This is a genomic window from Pseudopedobacter saltans DSM 12145 (assembly GCF_000190735.1).
GTDB classification, from domain to species: domain Bacteria; phylum Bacteroidota; class Bacteroidia; order Sphingobacteriales; family Sphingobacteriaceae; genus Pseudopedobacter; species Pseudopedobacter saltans.
Genome location: NC_015177.1, coordinates 417,419 through 431,812, shown reverse-complemented (window position 1 = coordinate 431,812; position 14,394 = coordinate 417,419). Strand labels below are relative to the sequence as shown.

Below are 14,394 nucleotides of genomic sequence, written 5' to 3'. Positions count from 1 at the left end.
TGGTAATTTGTAACAATAAGATTTAAATAGTAATTTTAAAGGATATCTACCGTTTAAGAGTTTTATTTAGTTGGGTTTGCCAATAAAGTGGGCCTTAAATAGATAGTTATTAATAATGGCAAAAACGAAATACTATTTTAATTCACAGACTTTAAAATATGAAAAAGTAAAATTAAGTCTGAAAATTAAAATTCTAAAAGCCATCGGCTTCATATCCACAGCTATGGTCTTCTCTTTTATCATCATAGCTCTGGCATATACCTTTTTAGACTCTCCAAAAGAACAACAATTAAAAAGGGAAATCAACCAGTTGAGTTTACAATATGAGATTCTTCAGGAACGCCTAAAGAAAACAGATAACGTTTTACAAGTGCTGGAAGATAGAGATGATAATATTTACAGAGTAATTTTTGAAGCAGAACCTATATCGAAAGATGTGCGTAACGCCGGATTTGGCGGGGTAAACCGTTACAAAAGCTTAGAAAACTATGAATACGGGAAGCTAATGATGGAAACTACAAAAAAGATGGATATTTTATCTAAGAAACTGTACGTACAATCTAAGTCTTATGATGAGTTAACAAAATTAGTAAACTCAAAAGAGAAGATGATTTCTTCTATTCCTGCTATACAGCCGGTAGACAGCCGGAAACTAAGAGGGGCAATATCAGGTTTTGGTTATAGAATCCACCCTATTTACAAAATCCGTAAAATGCATTCGGGAATTGATTTTACAGCACCAGTTGGTACTCCTATTTATGCTACGGGGGACGGAGTTGTAATTGCACAAGGGAATGAAAGAGGTTATGGAAACCGGATTATGATTAATCATGGTTACGGGTATGTCACCAAATATGCTCACATGAGCAAGTTTAAAGCAAAAAAAGGAGAACGTGTTAAACGTGGCGACCTGATTGGATATGTGGGAAATACCGGAGCTTCAACTGGTCCGCATTTACATTATGAAGTATTTAAAAATGGTAAGGTAGTAAATCCAATGAATTTCTTCTTCAATGACCTTACTCCTGCAGAATATATCGCCATGCTTGAAATGGCTTCAAAAGAGAATCAATCTTTTGACTAATGGTGCTGAATATCGTTTTTTTCATATTTTTGCGTAAAATCTATAACATTTATCATCATGGCGTACAAAGAAAAGGAAATCAATAAACTGTATTATTCTATCGGAGAAGTTGCAGAAATGTTTGATGCCAATACTTCTATGATTCGCTTTTATGAAAAGGAATTCGATATTCTGCAACCTAAAAAAAATGCTAAAGGCAACAGACTATTCAGACCCGAAGATGTAGAGAATTTGAAAATCATTTTTCATCTAATTAAAGATAAGGGATTTACTTTACAAGGTGCCAAAGAGCATATGAAAAGCAATAAAGATGAAGTTGTCGACAATCAAAAAGTCATTGATTCTTTAGAGAAACTAAAGGCTTTTATGCTAAAACTTAATAGTGAATTGTAAACTACAATTTTACATTTTTCTTTATTTTCCGATAGTGGCCTAAATTTGGTGGATTTGTTCCTTTAATATATTAAAACAGGACAGTCATGGCAACAACAAACAGCTATTTAAACTTCAACGGCAATTGCGAAGAAGCTTTCAACTTTTATAAATCGGTTTTCGGTGGCGAATTTACCTTTATGGGACGATTTAGTGATATCCCTAAAGAAACTTACCAAGTTCCAGAAGCCGATAAAAATAAGATCATGCATGTTTCTCTTCCTATTGGAAAATCGATATTAATGGGAAGCGACTGTGGAAGTGATTGGGCTCCAAAATTCACACAAGGAAACAATTTCTCTATTTCCATTACAGCAGAAACTAAAGACGAAGCAGATAGGTTATTTAATGCGCTTGCGCAAGGCGGAAAAGTACATATGCCTTTAGCTGATGCTTTCTGGGGTGACTATTACGGGATGTTGACAGACAAATTTGGCATCAATTGGATGATGAGTTATACTGAACCTAAGTAAAACTCAATAAAAAATAAAATCCGCTTGCGATAAACACAAGCGGATTTTTTCGTTATCTGCTAAATGGCATCCAGGTTGTCATTTCTGAAGTATGCCCCCGATTTCCCCAGGCATAATATGGAATCAGTTTAAGTTTCACAGATTGCTTCTCGTCTGATACTTTTTTATACAAAGTATTATTCCAATTATTATCTGCTAAAATTGCTTCCCCTTCCAAAGCAACGATGTCACTATTATCAATCTTTACTTTCTTTGGATTTAATTTGATAGTGGAAGGAACTGTAATACTAAATACGCTAACATTGGTTGGCATATCTACCGATTCTGCACAATAAACTATTGGGCCTCTTTTTACGACAATCTGATTTCTGGTTTCTTCTACAAATGGATGAGATTCTATCAAATCTGCTTCCATTGGTAAATTCAGAACAATCTGGTCTCCTTTTTTCCAGTTTCTATTTAGTTCCAGATACTGTCCTGATTTGATATCAGCATCTACAGATTTCCCATTTATAGAAACCTTGGCTGAATTTGCCCAACCCGGTATTCTCATAAAAATAGAGAAAGGCGACTTTTTACTTTCAGAAATAGTAATTGCTACCCTTCCCTCCCATGGATATTCCGTTTGCTGAGTAAGCTTAATTGTAGAGCCATCGTCTAATTTAGTAGAAAGATTATTGGAGCCATATAAATTCACATAAACACCTTTATTAGAAATACTGTAAGCATAATTGCTTACCTCTGCTATAGTTCTAACTGTATTCGGAGGGCAGCAATTTGATAATTTAATATACTCTACCCTTTCTTTAGACCAACGCTGTTTAAATGGTAAATTATCAGAATAACTTAACGGGTTTGTATATAAGAAACGCTTTCCGTCTAAACTGATTCCCGAAAGCACACTATTATACAATGCTAATTCCATCACATCAGCATATTTTGCATCGCCTTCCAACTGTAACATCCTCCAGTTCCAAAGTACATTACCGATATTTGCGCAAGTCTCATTATGTGCTGTGAAGTTAGGCAATTGGTAATCCCTGCCATAAGCCTGATGTACTTTTTGTACAATTGGCGGCTCGTAAACTGTTCCGTCTGGCGAAACGCCATCATACAAAGAACCGCAGCCCCCGGTTATGTACATTTTATGCTGTGTTACATCGTTCCACATTTTATGCAATTGACTAATTAAAGTTCGGTCTCCTGTTTCAGCATAAACATCGGCAACACCTGCATACAAGTAATTCGCTCTTACCGCATGCCCCATTACTTTTTCCTGCTTTCTGAAAGGGATTCTGTCCTGATTATCATCAGTCCCGTCCTCTATCTCGCCCTTAATATCTATTAAATGCTTAGCAAGCTCTAGATACCTTTTATCACCTAAAGTACGGTACATTTCCACTACTCCCATATAATGAGAGGGACAAATGGCGTTTCTTGCCAAAGTTGGCGACGCCTGCTTATAGAATTTATACAGATAATCCGTAGCTTTTATAGCCACATTTAAAAGATTCTTCTTTCCGGTAGCTCTGTAATGTACACATCCGGCAGTCATTAAATGGCCAATATTGTAAGCTTCAAAACTTAACCGATCTTCGAACTGATTTTTAACACCAGTTTTACGCTGATCAATCATCGCTTTAGTATAGATGTAACCATCTTCTCTTTGTGATTTAGCAATAACAGCGATTGCCTTATCCATCATTTCATCCAGCTTTTTATCTTTTGTGGACGCATAAAGACTAGCTACAGCTTCTATGGTCTTATAAAAATCGCCGTCATGGAATGATGGCCCATCATGTTCGCCTTCCGCTAATCCAGCTGCTATTTCAAAATTTCTATAAGCATGACTAATATCTGCGGACGTATAAACTTTCCATAATTGTGGTACCATCGACTCTTTGGCAACATTAAAACGTTCGCCCCAAAAACCCGATGTCCATTGTACATCTCCCATATTCACTCCATGCAATTTTGCATACGGACTTAAAGATGTATTTACCAAAGACTTGTTTTGCGCATTTACATTTAATGCAAATGCCAACGAAAAGAAACAAGCAAAAGTCTTCTTCATATTCTTATTTATTTGAATGGCTCTCTATTTTACTATTAATTTCACCGGACCTATTAATCCAGATTTTAACAAATCTTCTTCCTGTAATCTGATAGGGGCTGTAGTTTTTGTTACTCTTTTTTCTTCAGGAAGTTTCTGATCTCCAATTAATCGGTTTGCCCAGGTATTGTTAACTTCTATTTCGAACAGATTATTTCCAGATTTTAATGCCTTTGAAATATCAGCCTGATATGGATAAGTCCAAACCACTCCACAATCTACTCCATTTACTTTTACTGTTGCGATATTGGACAACTCCGCAAAATCAATAAAAATATTTCCAGATTTAATTTGGCTTTTATTCAACTTAATATGCGTTGTGTATTTTACTGTTCCCGAATAATATTTTATATTCTCGTTAGCTGATTGACTCCAATCGAATAGATTTTTCGTTTTTACAGGTTCTTTTGGCCCACCGAAACTTTCGTCAAACTGAAGTTGCCATTCATTATTCAGCACCAATAAATCTTTTCCTTCTGATGAGTTATGCTTATTTGCTGCCAGGTTATCTTGTTGATGGAAAAGAATAAAAATAGATTGATTTGGTTCTAAAGAAAGCGCTAAATCTGTTCTCTTTCCTTTAGCTGAATAATTATCTAATTTTTCTAACCTTCCGGTCACAGCCTGATAAACATAAGCCTTCTTATCTGCCAACCTGAACGAAAATTGTATATTTCTTTTTCTTTCTTCCTGATTAGCTATGAAATAAATATCTAAATCTTCAGATTTTCTATGGTTCCATGCTACTTTTTCTGCATGCTTACCATTTTCTGTAATGATTAGATCTTTATCTAAATTGAATAAACTAAAATCATTGCCTTCATAAGGTCCTTTTATTACTTTTCCCTTTCCTAAGGTCTTATAGAAAATTGTCTTTCCATTTGATGCGTTGGCTTTTATGAAATTTCCTTCAAAAATTTCGTCTACAACGGCCAACATTTCCTTCTGAGATTTATCGTCCGATTGATGTGGTACAGCAACAGGCTTATCGGAAACTAAAATCGTAGCGCCTTCTTTTACTAAATCCAGCATTTTCTTTGCTGTTTGTAAAGTCATTAACTTATTATTTGGATTCAGCTGTTGCTTACCCGGGAAAACTAAAATTCCATAATCTGCACCGTTGTTAAATTTCACCCGTCCGTTAATCACTTTTGCGCCATACAGCACTTCTGGATTAAAAGAATCATAAGCATAACCTTTTAAAGGATTTATCCAGTCTTCCGGCTGAGCCATGTTTGCCGAAGTGGTCACTCCTACCACTCTTTGTGTTGGCAAGCCTTTATTTTCTAATCTAATTTTTTCACTTTGCACTACTTCTTCTCCGAAAACACCAGGTAAAGTATTCACAAATCTGTCTGGCAGGATGGATCTCCTCGGAATTTCTTCTCCAATAAATACGGCGATATCTCTTACCGGATTACCTTCTTGTAATAATGCCTGAGTTCTACTGGTATAATCTACCCAAGCTTTCCCTGGTTTCCACCATGTTTGGTCTCTTTGGAAATACAATCCTATTCCGTCCAAAGTCATTCCTGGTTTTCTGTCCATCCAGGGATTATGTACATAAACATGGTAAACCAATTTGTTTGTCCCTAAAGCGTAGTTTCTATCTTGTACGGTTTTTAGATTTCCGGGATGTTCGTCCCATTTCATCCTGATGGTGGTAAAGGCCTCGGCCTGAACAATGTTTTTTCCATAAATATGCGCTCCGGAAATTGCATCAGACATATCCCCGAATTTATCGTGGGAAGGACTTGCATGCCAGAACTCACCCATTGGCACATCTACTGTTCCAAAATGGGTTAAACCATCTCCTACCATCACCGGGGCAGTAGTTTCTGATGTAAAAATTACTCCGTTATCCTTCGCAAGACCTTTCATAGTCTTGAAGAAATTATCATTAATCAGCTCTGCTATTGTTGTGCGAACATCATACAAAAACTGCTCTGATTTTTCTGCACTTTCCAATGGAATACCCGCCATGATTGGCAGATATGGTTTTAAAGAATAGCCTCTTCTTTTTAAAAACTCCTGTTCAAAAACCGGAGACCAGTTTTGGCTTCCACACTCCCAACTATCCACATGGAAAATGCTGAAGACTTTTTTTGCCAATTCTGGTCCTACCACCCGTTTAGCTTCTCCAAACCATTTATCGAACTGAATTTTAGCAACTTCTTTATTAAACTTATCGCTTTCCAATCCCTTTCCGGCACCTGCGGTTTCATTTTTATGTCCTGTAGAAGTGTGTCCTATTCTCAAGATCGTCCAGTTTCCGGATGGTGCTTTCCACTTCAACTCCCCATCTTTATTCAAATAAGTGGAGATATCAATCACTTTATTTAAAGGAATACAAAGCTGATCTGCAATTTGACTTGAAGTCGTTCTGTCGCTTACCCGCCAAACTTGCCCATTTTTCCCTTCCAAATGATTGATCTTAGGCGCACCGGACAAACTGATTCCAGCAATCTTTAAACTTTGTTTCCATTTTGCGGCATCCAGATCTTCGGCCCCCGGTTCCGACCCTTCCGGGTCATAAACAAATCGAAAATATTTAGCTGTTGTAGGTTCTATAGCATGAGTTACCGGAGCATCCCAGTCTAACCAACCTGTTCTTGGCGGAATAAGTCTCGTAAGTTTAGTGAAATTTTTTCCGTCATTACTTGTTTCAATAATTAACCTGTTCGATTGATAATTGAAATTGTTGACTGTAATTTTTATAGATCTGCATAAGAAAGGCTCGGCAAATTCATACTGTATCCAGCATGGGTTTGCAGAACCAAAATTCTTTTTATTACCTGATTCTGCAAGGAATGAAGCTTCTTCTCCTGTACTCGTAGTTACTTTTGGCTTTACATGATCTGTAGATAAATTGCTTTTTTCTACCATAGGAAAAGCATATACAGCGATATCTTTATAAAAACCCTGATAAGATTCCGGTTGTTCAATTTTCTGTTGAATGGTCTTGCCTCCTTTTACAAAAGTCTCTGTCCAAACTACTTTTTGCATAGACATTTCAGGAGTAATCCAAGGGCCACCAGCAGTAGCAAAACCATCATTTGGCAATAAAGCTATTTTTATTCCTAGTCTTTCAGACTCCTGGATGGCGTATTTAAAAATATCCCACCATTCTGACGTTAAAGTTTCTGTAACGGGCTCAAATAACGGAGGGTTTGTTTTCCCCTTTATGGGTGCGATATAAGCTCCGGCTATACCCGCTTCTTTCATTGCTTCCAGATCAGCAGTTATCCCTTCTCGTGAAAAAGCAGAGTGCATCCAATACCAGAAAACCCAGGGTTTGGCAGACTCCGGCAATTTAGAATCATCTGCTAAATAACTCTTTATTCTTTCAAACTGAGCAAATGCTATTTTTTGCATCCCCAGTATCATAAGTAAACAAACCAAAAAACGCGATGTAAAACTTCTCAAAACTTATAATCTTAGATTTAAATACAAATAGCCAGAATGTAAATTCAAGCAATCTCAAATTTAATTCCGAGGGGCTATTTTTTAATATGATATGTTCGCTTTGTTTTATACCATTTTGCCATTAGCTGGGCTACGTATTTGTCTCCGACAAGCTATATTTTAATGTAAATTTTATCCAAAACATTTTTTGTAAATTTGAGTGAACAGCTTGATTCTGTGATAACATATCTGAAAGCAGCTTCTTAAACAAGTGATATGAACTCAAACAATGCTATATCTTTCCAAAGTGGCTATTCTGAGGTAAACGGAATAAGGGTGTATTATGAAATTTATGGCGAAGGAAAGCCTCTTATTTTAATCCATGGCGGTGGTTCAACTATACAGACTTCATTTGGCAGGATTATTCCTTTACTAGCATCAAACAGACAGTTAATTTGTGTTGAACTGCAAGCGCATGGACGAACAGACGATAGAAATACGGCAATTTCTTTTGAACAGGATGCTGATGATGTATTTACACTGTTAAAGAACTTAAACATCAATAAAGCTGACATTTTCGGATTCAGTAATGGAGGAAATACAGCTCTTCAGCTAGCTATCAGACATCCGGAAGTGTGCAATAAAATAATAGCAGGTTCAGTCTTATTAAAACGTAACGGGACGTTTCCGCAGTTTTGGGAATTTATGAAAAATGGAACTTTCGATCAGATGCCACAAGAATATAAAGATGCATTTCTTCAAGTGAACCCAGATGAAAACAAGCTCAGGAATATGTATCAGAAGTGTGCTGATAGAATGAATAATTTTAAAGACTTTTCTGACGAGGAGATAAAATCTATTAAGCCTTCAGTACTTTTAATCAACGGGGATAACGATGTTGCAACACCTGAACGTATTGTAGCAATGTCCAGACTAATACCTGACTGTAACCTGACAATTATTCCAGGTGGACATGGAGAATATATAGGAGAAATAACAACCTTAAAACCGGATTATAAAGACAGCTATTTTATTGTGCCTATAATTGAGAGGTTTTTGGATAAATAATTATTGGCGTTAATATATTTCCCCCTTTTATTCATCCAAAAATACCACATTATGTAGCAATGTGCTTTTATTTAAACAAAATACCTACCTTTTTATTCGACAAATTTTCTACCAGGGGCTTGAATATTAGCGTGGCATTTTCTTTTGTTTTCTGCATTAGCTGCATTTCCTTAGCATTCATTAACAGCTTTTGTTCTGCAATCTTATAGATACCTTCTACTAAGTTTTTTGTATCACTGGGAAACCAAACTCCTGAAACATCATAAACCTTAGACGCTTTATGATCTATTTTTACATAACAAATTTCAGGCCGAGGAAGGTACAATGTAAGTGAATCGTTATTAAAAGAGATATCATCTTTAGATACTTTTGTTAAATCAATACAACCTACAACTTCGCCTACTGCTACAAAGAGTATGCGTTCATCCGGTAAAAAACGTCGAATCTCTTTCTTTTCTATAACGTCTTTCATAGAATATTTCACCAACTCCAGCTTTCCCATACTGGTTATTTTACTAATCATTACGTCTTCAGTAATTTCTGTTTTCACTTCAAAAAGTTGCTTTTTGAAGTAGAAAAACATAAAAGCGAGTGCTGCTAAAAGGATAATAAAAAACGATAGAGATAGTGCTGGCCTGAATTTCATTTTTAAATACTTTGATAAACTTAACAACAAATATACTTTGGTTTATGTTTATTATTCTAAGGTCTTCCCGGATATAAAATTAACTTAGACGCTTCAAAACTCCAGCCGCAACACATAAATAAAATCAGGTTAATGTTAACCCGTGTGGATGCAGCAAAAACTCCGGAAGAGCTGAATGTTCCAGGTTACGGTCTACATCCATTGAAAGGCAACCTGAAAGACTTCTTGTCTATAAAAATTGACAAGAATTACAGAATTATTTTCAAAGTCGAAAATGAAAATACTCAGGAATTAGATTATATTGATTATCATAAAGGCATTATGGCAATGTTAAATCCAGCTCACCCGGGGAAACTATTGATGGCATCATCGAAGAAACCGGTCATAAATTAAGTATAGAGGAAGTTGCCAAAGGTTTAGGTACTACCCGAAAAACATTATCAGCCATCATCAACGGCAAACAATCGGTTACTCTCGAGATGGGCTATTAAGCTGGCCACAGGTTTCAGTAACACAATACCTGAATTTTGGTTACAGGTGCAGGATAATTACAACCTATTTATTGCAAGGAAAAAAGTAGATACCAAATCCATCCGGGTTTTCTGGAAAGCTGCTGTACTTTAATGTCACTACTTAAGAATAAGACAGCAAAAAAGAATTATAGTTTTACGTATCTTTGTTAATAAAATCCCGGAAGTATTAAAATTTAAGGTTATGAAATTCGTATTAGAGGTTAAGGAAAACAAAGTAGAAACATTAATGGCTTTATTGAATGATTTACCTTATGTAAAAACAAAACCACTTACTCCATATAAAGCCAAAGTCCTTGAAGATACAAAAGAGGCTGTTGATGAATTAAATCTAGTTTTGTCAAATAAATTAGAAGCTGGCGATGCTGACGAGTTATTAAATGAATTATAAGGTAAAGTATATTCCAAAATTTGAGAAGGAGCTAAAAAGGCTTGCCAAAAAATATCCTTCATTAAAATCCGATTTCTCTTTACTCTTGCAGTCGCTTAAGTCGAAACCAGATCAAGGAATCTCATTAGGAAACGATTGTTATAAGGTTCGTATGGCTATTTCCAGCAAAAGAAAGGGGAAGTCAGGAGGATCCAGAGTAATTACATGCTTTAAAGTAACTCTCGATACTGTTTTCTTGCTAACTATTTTCGATAAAAGCGAACAAGAAAACATTTCTGACAAGGAACTTAAAGAGTTGCTTGCTTTTATTACTGACTTTCCTTAACCTCTAAGCTGTAATTACTGAAAAACCTTCTTCATAAAAGTAGTATTAGCTCCAAAATTTTCTTTCACAGCCCTTGGAGATAAGCTCGCATCACGGGAACGTTCTATAACCAACCAGCCTTTCCAGCCCATATTATCCAGCGCTTCTTTTACTTTGTACATATTTAAACGCTTGTTGTTTTCCAGCCAAACGCCATCTTCATCTGTACAATGGATTTGACATATGCGCTTTTTACCTAAAATTTTAAGTTCACTAATTAAATCACGGCCATCTTTTAAAGGATTAGAAAAGTTGAAATAGATCTGAATATTTTTAGAACCAATTTCTTTCAGCAGTTTAACTTCTTCTGTAGCATTAAGCGCGGTTTCTATCCCTACAACAACACCTGCTTTCTTTGCCATTTTCCCTACAACTTTCAGGCGTTCTACAATAGCTGGTCTAAGTTCGGGATTCTTCACTAAATCTCCCTGAACTCCTAATGGTAAGAACGCTACTTTAACTCCCATTTGCTGACAGGTTGTTAGACAATCGCCTACCATTTGCTGATAAGTTGGTCTTGTGGCAAAAGACTGCGCATAAAATCCCGTCATGGCTAAAGAACAAATCTCCAAATTCAATTCTTTTGCTTTGGAAAGAAACTCTTGTCTGGTTACTGAGTCAGACAATTTGCTATCAAAGGTGTCGCGGTTTCCCAGACCTCCCATATCTAGTTCTAAACCATCCGCTCCTATTTCTTTGGTAAGTTCAAATGCACTAAGTTTTTGACGCTTTAGGATCATTAAATCTATAACCGCTATTTTATAACGTTGATTTGTACCAGCGAAAGCCATTAAATGGTCAGGTAAAACCAAACTCGCACCAAATAGTGCGTATACTTTTAAAAAGTCTCTCCTGTTTTGCTCCATAGCGTATGAGTTGTAAGTCGAAAGTTGTAAATTATAGGTTTAGAAAATCGATATCATCCTAAAATAATTTTTCCAGATTCTCATATCCACGAATTGCATTTTTAGGAAGTTTCTCCCCATTCGGTCCGAAAGTATATAAAGCATCCATTTTCTCTATAGTAACAGAAGATTCATCATAATTACCGTTTCCATTTTTCAAGCTTTTAGGATTTAATTTGAAATGTTCTATCAGGAAATCATAGACCGGTTTACGTTTAGAATAACCAAAATCATGGCCATCTTCCGGTAAATGAACATTTCTCACTTTATCTTTTTTACCGTAAAAACCATAGATTTTCTGCAAATACGGAAAATCGTGTTGTGGCATATGCGCCGTCCAATCTTTTCCATCCGATATTACCAATTGAGGATTTGGCGCTACCATTGCTGCTAACTCCACATTATTTGTTCCACCGGCAACATTATGTATCGGCAAACCACTTTCACATGGGCAGCCACCATAAAAATAAGATGATAAAGAAACTACCGGAATACTTAAATTGATTCTTGGATCTAAAGCTGCCATTAACACAGCCTGACTGCCACCTCCTGATCCTCCGCATATTCCGACTCGTGTTTTGTCGATATTCTTATCTTCCAATATATAATCCAGAATACGAATAGCTCCTAAAGTTTGAACTGTTAAAGCTAAACTTCTTCTATGATCTTCAGGTTTAAATTGCAATAAAGATTCTCCCCAGGCAAACAAATCGTAGCTTACCGCAACTGAACCTAATTTTGCCGTCATTGCAAAACGAATCTGAGCATCTTTTCTATAGCGATGATCACCCCAGTGTCCGTCCGGACTTAATACTACCGGGATTTTTCCTTTGTAATTCAGCGGTTTATAAATTGAACCGTTAACATATAAGCCTGACATAATTTCCAAAGCAAAGTTCTCTACCGAATAACCATCAAACACTCTTTTCGGAGTAAGAATAATTTTTGATTTTGGCTTTTCCGGAAGAGGTGATAATTTTAATGCTTTGTATAGCTCCGGCCTAATCTGCGCTTTTCGAGCTTCCCATGATTCTTTATTATGATAACGGGTTGCTAATTTATCCAGATAATCCCAACCATCCTTTACCTCCCATCTGTAATATTCATATTCTTTTAATTTGTATTTGCCTTCTCCTTCCTTATTTACCTTTAAGTCTAATGGGGACAACACATTACGAAGTGTTTCATCTACATCCGACCTAAATCTCCACTCAGCATAGTTCAACCATTTTCCCTCAACCTGATTTTCATTATATTTAATACTAATGTTATAGCGTTTTTCCAGAAGTCCAATCACTTCCTTTAACGATTTTTTATATTGATCATCAGAAGTTTGCGCAAATGGATGTTGAACAACCGCACAACATATTAAAAAAGCTGCGAGTATTTTATTCATTATAAAGTCTCTTTTTCTTTCTGTATCTTTCTGGAAGCCTTCCATCCACTGAATAATAAGTTCTGGTCGAGCTCCGGTTTTGGAAAAAACAAACTAGCTACATATCCTACTCCTATTACGATCAGGTGACTATAAACACCTAACATCAACTTGTTATGTGTGAAGTTGAATCGCCCAAAATCCAGAATCAGAAAACTTTTTCCTCCAAAATCTATTTCAGTACTGGTTAGAAAAGCATAAGCCGTGAAGAGTATACAAACAATTATCGCTATATTAAGACCTTGTCTGTTAGCTCTTGCAGAGAAAACACCTAACAAAAATATTCCTACTATCCCCCCGGAGAAAATAGCATACAGCGTAAAAATTATCCCTAAAATACTTTCACTTCCCAGGTGTACATATACAAATCCGATAATAACAGATATTACTCCGGATATCGCTACCATCCACCTGCTGGCCAACAAATATTCATTGTCTACGCTATTTGGTCTTATTTTTTTGTAATAATCTTCAATTCCCACCGCAGCCAAAGAATTCAAATCAGCACTTAAACTACAGATTGCGGCAGAAACCATAGCTGCTAAAATAAATCCGACTACACCCATCGGCAATTCGCTCATAATAAAATAAGGGAATACACTATTTGGACCTACTTCTCCCGGTAAGCTATTTTGTGTGTAATAAACGAAAAGAGCTGTACCGATGAACATAAACAACGACCAAACCGGAACTGTCAATAAGATGCCTAATAACGATGCTCTGATAGCAGATTTGTCAGATTTAGCAGTAAGATATCTCTGAATAACTGTTTGATCCGTACCATATTTCTGGATAGCATAAAAAGCACCGTTAATTGCCATTACAACAAAAGTCAATCTAGTAAAATCCAGATCATAAGGACCAAATCCAGTACGGCCATTTTCTGTTGCAACTCTCCAAACTTCCGGCAATCCACCGTTTACAGAAAAAATAATTACCAAAAGGCATAAAATGCCACTGGCGAACAGCATAAATCCCTGAAATACATCGAGCCAGATTACCGCTTCAATTCCTCCGAGCAGGTTAACCGTAACTATAATCAATCCCACAACAATAATTACCCAATAGGTACTGATATTTGTCATGCTCGATAATGCTACTGCTAAAAGGTAGAGAACGGTTCCCATACCCGAAAATTGTCTTAACACAAAGGCGATAGAACTATAATAGCGGGCAAAGCTTCCAAAGCGCTTTTCGAAGTACTCATAAGTACTTAACCCAATTACTTTTCTATAAAGTGGTACTATAAACCAAACGGTCCCGAGTAACACTATAGGCACCATTAATCCTTGTACCAGTAAAATCCAGTTGTGTGAATATCCTTCTGCCGGATATCCTAAAAAGGTAACGCTACTAATTAATGTAGCCAATAAAGACATACCAATTGCCCAGGACGGCACTCTCCCTTTTGCCGAAAAGTAGGCTTCTGTTGTCTTTTGATTTTTAGCGTACTTTAATCCAAAAAATAAGGTTATTAATAATACAGCGATAATAATTCCGTAATCCAGAACGCTTAAAGTAGGTTTAATCATTATAAATTTTTGCTTT

The 14,394-nt window shown here is 36.3% G+C and carries 14 protein-coding genes; 8 read left to right on the top strand and 6 right to left on the bottom strand.

All coding sequences use genetic code 11. The annotated features are described in order from the left end of the window. Window positions 1-115: 115 nt before the first annotated feature. The 3 genes from PEDSA_RS01745 to PEDSA_RS01735 all read left to right on the top strand — a co-directional run bounded on the left by PEDSA_RS01745 (window position 116) and on the right by PEDSA_RS01735 (window position 1,989). On the top strand, window positions 116-1,084 hold the full coding sequence (locus tag PEDSA_RS01745; protein WP_013631429.1) for a M23 family metallopeptidase: 969 nt from the start codon (window positions 116-118) through the stop codon (window positions 1,082-1,084). 57 nt (window positions 1,085-1,141) lie between these two features. Next, window positions 1,142-1,477 carry a MerR family transcriptional regulator gene (locus tag PEDSA_RS01740; protein WP_013631428.1) on the top strand — a complete coding sequence of 112 codons (336 nt, stop codon included), beginning with the start codon at window positions 1,142-1,144 and terminating at the stop codon, window positions 1,475-1,477. 86 nt (window positions 1,478-1,563) lie between these two features. Continuing rightward, complete coding sequence (locus tag PEDSA_RS01735) at window positions 1,564-1,989, top strand: VOC family protein (RefSeq protein WP_013631427.1); 426 nt, start codon at window positions 1,564-1,566, stop codon at window positions 1,987-1,989. A 52-nt stretch (window positions 1,990-2,041) separates the two neighbouring features. Here PEDSA_RS01735 and PEDSA_RS01730 read toward each other — a convergent pair whose 3' ends face one another. Further along, window positions 2,042-4,063 (bottom strand): aceric acid hydrolase, encoded by a 2,022-nt coding sequence (locus PEDSA_RS01730; protein ID WP_013631426.1) that lies wholly within the window; start codon window positions 4,061-4,063, stop codon window positions 2,042-2,044. Window positions 4,064-4,087: 24 nt separating this feature from the next. After that, a complete protein-coding gene (locus PEDSA_RS01725; protein ID WP_245546803.1) occupies window positions 4,088-7,477 on the bottom strand; it encodes a glycosyl hydrolase in 3,390 nt (1,129 codons plus the stop codon). A 306-nt stretch (window positions 7,478-7,783) separates the two neighbouring features. Here PEDSA_RS01725 and PEDSA_RS01720 point away from each other — a divergent pair, with 306 nt between their 5' ends. Beyond that, window positions 7,784-8,575, top strand: coding sequence for an alpha/beta fold hydrolase (locus PEDSA_RS01720; protein ID WP_013631424.1), 792 nt, complete (start codon window positions 7,784-7,786; stop codon window positions 8,573-8,575). Between the two features lie 67 nt (window positions 8,576-8,642). On the opposite strand, the gene PEDSA_RS01715 is transcribed toward PEDSA_RS01720, so the two are convergent. Further along, complete coding sequence (locus tag PEDSA_RS01715; RefSeq protein WP_013631423.1) at window positions 8,643-9,221, bottom strand: DUF4230 domain-containing protein; 579 nt, start codon at window positions 9,219-9,221, stop codon at window positions 8,643-8,645. 132 nt (window positions 9,222-9,353) lie between these two features. Here PEDSA_RS01715 and PEDSA_RS01710 point away from each other — a divergent pair, with 132 nt between their 5' ends. The 4 genes from PEDSA_RS01710 to PEDSA_RS01700 all read left to right on the top strand — a co-directional run bounded on the left by PEDSA_RS01710 (window position 9,354) and on the right by PEDSA_RS01700 (window position 10,467). Continuing rightward, entirely contained in the window at window positions 9,354-9,614 is a 261-nt protein-coding gene (locus PEDSA_RS01710) for a type II toxin-antitoxin system RelE/ParE family toxin (RefSeq protein ID WP_013631422.1), read from the top strand. Then, window positions 9,578-9,712 carry a helix-turn-helix transcriptional regulator gene (locus tag PEDSA_RS20555; RefSeq protein WP_218916238.1) on the top strand — a complete coding sequence of 45 codons (135 nt, stop codon included), beginning with the start codon at window positions 9,578-9,580 and terminating at the stop codon, window positions 9,710-9,712. Before PEDSA_RS01710 ends, PEDSA_RS20555 begins: the two co-directional genes overlap by 37 nt. Window positions 9,713-9,935: 223 nt before the next feature. Then, window positions 9,936-10,142, top strand: a complete 207-nt coding sequence (locus PEDSA_RS01705) for a hypothetical protein (RefSeq protein ID WP_013631421.1) — start codon at window positions 9,936-9,938, stop codon at window positions 10,140-10,142. Beyond that, window positions 10,132-10,467, top strand: coding sequence for a type II toxin-antitoxin system RelE/ParE family toxin (locus tag PEDSA_RS01700; protein WP_013631420.1), 336 nt, complete (start codon window positions 10,132-10,134; stop codon window positions 10,465-10,467). Before PEDSA_RS01705 ends, PEDSA_RS01700 begins: the two co-directional genes overlap by 11 nt. Window positions 10,468-10,481: 14 nt before the next feature. Here PEDSA_RS01700 and PEDSA_RS01695 read toward each other — a convergent pair whose 3' ends face one another. The 3 genes from PEDSA_RS01695 to PEDSA_RS01685 are packed head-to-tail and all read right to left on the bottom strand — an operon-like array spanning window position 10,482 to window position 14,378. Further along, window positions 10,482-11,372: a sugar phosphate isomerase/epimerase family protein gene (locus tag PEDSA_RS01695; protein ID WP_013631419.1), complete on the bottom strand. Its 891-nt coding sequence runs from the start codon at window positions 11,370-11,372 to the stop codon at window positions 10,482-10,484. A gap of 58 nt (window positions 11,373-11,430) precedes the next feature. Then, window positions 11,431-12,807 (bottom strand): glucuronyl esterase domain-containing protein, encoded by a 1,377-nt coding sequence (locus PEDSA_RS01690; protein WP_013631418.1) that lies wholly within the window; start codon window positions 12,805-12,807, stop codon window positions 11,431-11,433. After that, on the bottom strand, window positions 12,807-14,378 hold the full coding sequence (locus PEDSA_RS01685) for a sodium:solute symporter (RefSeq protein WP_013631417.1): 1,572 nt from the start codon (window positions 14,376-14,378) through the stop codon (window positions 12,807-12,809). The genes PEDSA_RS01690 and PEDSA_RS01685 overlap by 1 nt, the downstream gene beginning before the upstream one ends. Window positions 14,379-14,394: the final 16 nt, after the last annotated feature.

Bases quoted from the DNA above. Each gene is read 5' to 3' on its own strand.
- PEDSA_RS01745 (WP_013631429.1), top strand. From the start codon at position 116: ATGGCAAAAACGAAATACTATTTTAATTCACAGACTTTAAAATATGAA.
- PEDSA_RS01740 (WP_013631428.1), top strand. From the start codon at position 1,142: ATGGCGTACAAAGAAAAGGAAATCAATAAACTGTATTATTCTATCGGA.
- PEDSA_RS01735 (WP_013631427.1), top strand. From the start codon at position 1,564: ATGGCAACAACAAACAGCTATTTAAACTTCAACGGCAATTGCGAAGAA.
- PEDSA_RS01730 (WP_013631426.1), bottom strand. From the start codon at position 4,063: ATGAAGAAGACTTTTGCTTGTTTCTTTTCGTTGGCATTTGCATTAAAT.
- PEDSA_RS01725 (WP_245546803.1), bottom strand. From the start codon at position 7,477: ATGCAAAAAATAGCATTTGCTCAGTTTGAAAGAATAAAGAGTTATTTA.
- PEDSA_RS01720 (WP_013631424.1), top strand. From the start codon at position 7,784: ATGAACTCAAACAATGCTATATCTTTCCAAAGTGGCTATTCTGAGGTA.
- PEDSA_RS01715 (WP_013631423.1), bottom strand. From the start codon at position 9,221: ATGAAATTCAGGCCAGCACTATCTCTATCGTTTTTTATTATCCTTTTA.
- PEDSA_RS01710 (WP_013631422.1), top strand. From the start codon at position 9,354: ATGTTAACCCGTGTGGATGCAGCAAAAACTCCGGAAGAGCTGAATGTT.
- PEDSA_RS01705 (WP_013631421.1), top strand. From the start codon at position 9,936: ATGAAATTCGTATTAGAGGTTAAGGAAAACAAAGTAGAAACATTAATG.
- PEDSA_RS01700 (WP_013631420.1), top strand. From the start codon at position 10,132: ATGAATTATAAGGTAAAGTATATTCCAAAATTTGAGAAGGAGCTAAAA.
- PEDSA_RS01695 (WP_013631419.1), bottom strand. From the start codon at position 11,372: ATGGAGCAAAACAGGAGAGACTTTTTAAAAGTATACGCACTATTTGGT.
- PEDSA_RS01690 (WP_013631418.1), bottom strand. From the start codon at position 12,807: ATGAATAAAATACTCGCAGCTTTTTTAATATGTTGTGCGGTTGTTCAA.
- PEDSA_RS01685 (WP_013631417.1), bottom strand. From the start codon at position 14,378: ATGATTAAACCTACTTTAAGCGTTCTGGATTACGGAATTATTATCGCT.